The sequence below is a fragment of the Pseudomonas sp. RG1 genome (genome assembly GCF_025910115.1).
In the GTDB taxonomy this organism is placed as follows: Bacteria; Pseudomonadota; Gammaproteobacteria; order Pseudomonadales; family Pseudomonadaceae; genus Aquipseudomonas; species Aquipseudomonas atacamensis.
Genome location: NZ_JAPCIK010000007.1, coordinates 1 through 4,751, shown reverse-complemented (window position 1 = coordinate 4,751; position 4,751 = coordinate 1). Strand labels below are relative to the sequence as shown.

Genomic DNA, 4,751 nt, shown 5'->3' with positions numbered 1-4,751 from the left:
TGCGCTGGACGTCAGCGAGATCGATAATCCGCTGCGTTTTCAAGGGCAGTATTTCGACGCCGAGACAGGGTTACATTACAACCGCCACCGCTATTACAATCCTGGGACTGGACGGTTTTTGACCCCGGATCCGATCAAGCTTGCGGGTGGGTTGAATAGCTACCAGTACGTGCCTAACCCTACGGGGTGGGTGGATCCCCTAGGGTTGAATACTTGTCCAGGCGGAGATAAATGCGTTCCGGGGCAAAGCGCTGAAATACCTGAAGGAAAAGCCAGGGTAAGCGATGGAGCCCCGCCTCCTCCCGACGTTCAATGGACAAATCATGGCAATAAACATGTGGCGCCTAAGGCTCCTTGGCCATCTGTTGTAAAATCGACCGCTAATGGAGGTGCAGCTAAATATCTACCCGGCACGGACATTGAAGCGTTAGAGCGGCACGCGTTTGCAAATGGTCAAGATGTTAACAACGGAAAACCATGGAAAGTAATTGACATGGGAAAAACCATAGGCGCCAATGACGGAAAAGAAACTCAGTACATGAGAGTGGAGTTAAGTGCAAACACAATACATGGACATCCAATATCAGAAGAATCGTTTAGAAAACTAACGAAAAAGAAGAAATGTTTTATGAATCTTGAAAACATAAAAAAACTTGGTGGCAAGATAACTTTTGACGAGATATCCAGCCTAGTCGGATCGGATATTTCGCTCATTACAGATGAGTTAAGGGAGGATCTTTTGCAAGCGCTACTCCCGCACGAGCAAACAATAGACATTGGTTGGTATCCCGAATTCAGTGAACACGGCGCCTTCAGAATCTCATTAATCGCAAATAAAAATTGGGCATCGCCTATATACACCGAAACGGCCAAAACCTGGGCCGATCTTGAAAAAGCGTTAGACCATACATTGAATAAAGTAAAAATTTAATGGATCGACGAGCTCGCGTTGACTAGCCAGCGTCGACGACGGTCGTTAGCCTTTCGCCTATAAATATGACTTGCAGACCAACTCATCGAGGAACACCAAGTCTGGGGCTCCTTGCGCTACGAATACGACAGCGTCGGCCAACTTAGCCACTGCCGTCTGCCGGATGGCTGCACGCTCGATTACCGTCATTTGTCCGGTGGACGCCTGAGCAGCATCGACCTCAATGGCTCACGCCTGACCAGCCACCAGTTCAACGCCGGTCGCGAACAACAGCGCCAGCAAGGTCTGTTACTCAGCCAATACCAATACGATGAACAGGGCCGCCTGCAAGCGCACAGCGTGAGCCAGCGGGACAAACACCTGTTCCAGCGCCGCTACCAATACGACGCCAATGGCAACCTCGCCGGCATCGACGACAGCCGCAAAGTCAATCGCAGCTATCACTACGACCCGCTGGATCGCCTGATCAGCGTGCGCGGCGCCATGCCAGAGAGCTTCGCCCACGACCCGGCGGGCAACCTGCTCGGACAAAATGACCTGCCCGTTGCGAATCTCGCCAACGTCAAAGGCAATCGCCTGTTGATGCAAGGCGACCGCCACTATGACTACGACGCCTACGGCAACCTGATCCGTGAAAGTCGCGGCACCGGACAAAAGCTCGTCACCGAATACCGCTACGATTGCCAACACCGCCTGATCGGCGTCAGCCTGCCGGGCGGCAGCACAGCAACCTACAAATACGACGCCTTTGGCCGCCGCATTGAAAAGTCAGTCGACGATCACACCACCGAGTTTCTGTGGCAAGGCGAACGACTCATCGCTGAAAGCGCCGAGAACCGCTACCGCAGTTACATCTACGAACCGGGCACCTTCCGCCCGTTGGCAATGCTCGACGGCGAAGGCCCGCTAAAAGCGGCCCCGTTCTATTACCAACTCGACCACCTCGGCACGCCGCAGGAACTGACCGATTACAGCGGTGAGATCATGTGGTCGGCGAAGTACCGCGCCTATGGCAACCTCGCGGCACTGGACGTCAGCGAAATCGATAACCCGCTGCGCTTCCAAGGTCAGTATTTCGACGCCGAGACAGGGTTACATTACAACCGCCACCGCTACTACAATCCGGGGACTGGACGGTTTTTGACGCCGCATCCGATCAAGCTTGCGGGTGGGTTGAATAGCTACCAGTACGTGCCTAACCCTACGGGGTGGGTGGACCCGTTAGGCTTAAGCTGTAATGTTGCGCAGTGCCCAAAAGTGCGATCCATTGACCCAAATGAGGTAAGATTTTCCCAAACCTCTGTCTCATACAACAAGGTCGACAGAGCAGGAAACAATTACACCTATGACAATTTAGTCGCGAGCATGAGAGAAAAAGGTTGGCAAGGTGATCCCATTGATGTGGTCCGAATGCCGGACGGCCATCTCACCAGCATGGATAACACCCGGGTCCGTGCCGCACGCGAAGCCGGTATAAAAGTAGAAGCCAGAGAGCGCGGATATAACGATCCAGTAACTGAGCCAGAACAACAACGCTTTGCTGTTAAGGGAAAAAAACCAGATACGTGGGGCCAGGCGATCGAATTAAGAGTTGGAAAGCAGTCGCCAAAACGTTTCGGAAAGGAAACTCCTTACGGATCTCACGAACTACCAAAATTGAGCGGCAAAGAATGAATAACTATTTAGAAATCACAGGCCGAAGTCATTTTTCTTATCCAAGTGACTTCATTGAAACAATCAACCTAACACCTGCCATAGATATTGAACCTTGGTGGTTCATTGTTTTTGAAGAGGGGGATGTAAATTACTGGTACCACACCTTAAAAAAACTTTACCCACAGAGGGAGCTAATCCCCTTTGCGAGGTTCAACGCAAACGATGACATAGCCTGCTTCGATGGCCGTGATGAATCCGGAAACCCGGAAGTCCTCATAATCCACGCCTACGCTTCAGAAGGCTGGGAGCTTCATGGAACTTATGAGAATTTCAAAGAGTGGTTGAGTGAAGCCATTCAAACTCATTCTACATGGGAGGAAGAATGAGCAAACTAGGCATCTGCAAGCGAATAAATAAATTGCGGAGGCACGAAGCTTGTTAACCAAACATCATTTTCAGCTTTAAAAAATTTGAACCCTTTTACAAACATTTCGTGACTATCAATGCGTAAAACCACAGATTTACCGTAACGACGTCCGATATCGCATGCTAACGTTTCACTTTGTGTTAAATGAACATGATGCCTAGCCCCGGGTATTAGACCGTTTTTCAAAATAGAGTCAAGGAAACGTATAGCCGTTCCATGATACAAAAAATCCGGAGGTTGAATTTCAGGGTAGTTGCGGCTCACCGATTCCGACGAATGCCCCTGAATTGCTCGAATATATGCTCCATCGCTGGATATCTCAAAACGCTTTTTATCACTATGAAAGACGATATTACTTATAACTTCATAGCTTAATAACTTCCCGACCCTCTCTGAACCTTTTATTAACTCATCTACATTTGCCCAGCCCTCGACATCCAGCAGCAACCCAATCGACTCGGGTTTGTGACGTAACACATAACTTATAAACTTACTAAAATCTTCAAACGAGTCAGTCATCAAACACCTCAAATACAAAAAAACCTGAAAAAACTACAAAAACCTTATCAAAGTCTCAACCGTTCAGGAAAAACGCTCCACTGTTTCCCCACTCCCGAGTGAGCAGCGTCCCGCCATCACCAACAGCCTATCGCGCGCGGCCATCTTTTTCTGACGATCCATCCGAGCTGGTTCTCGCAGGCTAGCAAGCGACCATCGTTCTATCACTTCAGCTTCGACTCGGTTGGAACAATCTCGGTCAATTGCTTGAGGAACGCCTACCCGACGGCGGTCAGCGCAAGTACCGTTACGATGCACTAGGCAGGCAGATCACTCGCCAGGAAGAGTCAGGCGCGATCACTCATTACCAATGGGATGCTGCCAATCGCCTTGCCCAAGTTACGCTGCCCGGCGGCGCCACTCGCGCATTCAGCTACAACGCCTACGGCAATGTCACTGCTGAACGCGACGAACTTGGCCGTATCACCCGCTACGAATACGCCGACAACCTGCACCTCGTCAGCCGCCGGATTAATCCCGACGGCAGCCAACTGCGCTATCGCTACGACAACTCGCAACTCAACCTCACCGAGATCGAAAACGAGCGCGGCGAACGCTATCAACTCGATTATTACCCGAACGGCCTGATCCAGCAGGAAACCGGCTTCGACGGCCGCCGCACCGCGTACGAGTACGACCTGAACGGCCAACTGCTGAAGAAAACCGAGTTCGGCGACGGCGGTAGCGAACTGGTTACCGAATACCAGCGCGATGCCGCAGGCCGTTTGCTGGTCAAGACGCTGCCCGATGGCGAAGAGATTCATTACAGCTACGACGCACTCGGTCGCCTGGTAAACGTCGACGACGGCCATTGGCCGCTCGCTTATGAATACGACGTGCAAGATCGCTTGATCACCGAACATCAGGGCTGGGGCACCACGCGTTACGCTTACGACAAAGTCGGTCAGCTCAGCCACTGCCGTCTGCCCGATGGCTGCACGCTCGATTACCGTCATTTGTCCGGTGGACGGCTGAGCAGCATCGACCTCAACGGCTCTCGCCTGACCAGCCACCAGTTCAACGCCGGTCGCGAGCAACAACGCCAACAAGGCTTGCTGCTTAGCCAATACCAATACGATGAACAGGGCCGACTACAGGCCCACAGCGTCAGCCAACGGGACAAGCACCTGTTCCAGCGTCGCTACAACTACGATGCCAACGGCAACCTCGCCGGTATTA

2 protein-coding genes and 3 pseudogenes are annotated in these 4,751 nt (G+C 51.7%); 4 read left to right on the top strand and 1 reads right to left on the bottom strand.

Annotated elements, in window-relative coordinates; all coding sequences use genetic code 11:
• The 3 genes and pseudogenes from OK411_RS27115 to OK411_RS06175 form a co-directional block, all read left to right on the top strand.
• A pseudogene (locus tag OK411_RS27115) lies at window positions 1-215 on the top strand (RHS repeat-associated core domain-containing protein); the annotation flags it as partial.
• A gap of 738 nt (window positions 216-953) precedes the next feature.
• A pseudogene (locus OK411_RS06180) lies at window positions 954-2,605 on the top strand (RHS repeat-associated core domain-containing protein); the annotation flags it as partial.
• A complete protein-coding gene (locus tag OK411_RS06175) occupies window positions 2,602-2,973 on the top strand; it encodes an SMI1/KNR4 family protein (RefSeq protein ID WP_039764143.1) in 372 nt (123 codons plus the stop codon). The pseudogene OK411_RS06180 and the gene OK411_RS06175, both read left to right, overlap by 4 nt.
• Window positions 2,974-2,978: 5 nt before the next feature.
• Here OK411_RS06175 and OK411_RS06170 read toward each other — a convergent pair whose 3' ends face one another.
• Window positions 2,979-3,533 (bottom strand): RNA 2'-phosphotransferase, encoded by a 555-nt coding sequence (locus OK411_RS06170; RefSeq protein ID WP_177421636.1) that lies wholly within the window; start codon window positions 3,531-3,533, stop codon window positions 2,979-2,981.
• A gap of 215 nt (window positions 3,534-3,748) precedes the next feature.
• Between OK411_RS06170 and OK411_RS06165 the strand changes: the two are divergent.
• A pseudogene (locus tag OK411_RS06165) lies at window positions 3,749-4,751 on the top strand (type IV secretion protein Rhs); the annotation flags it as partial.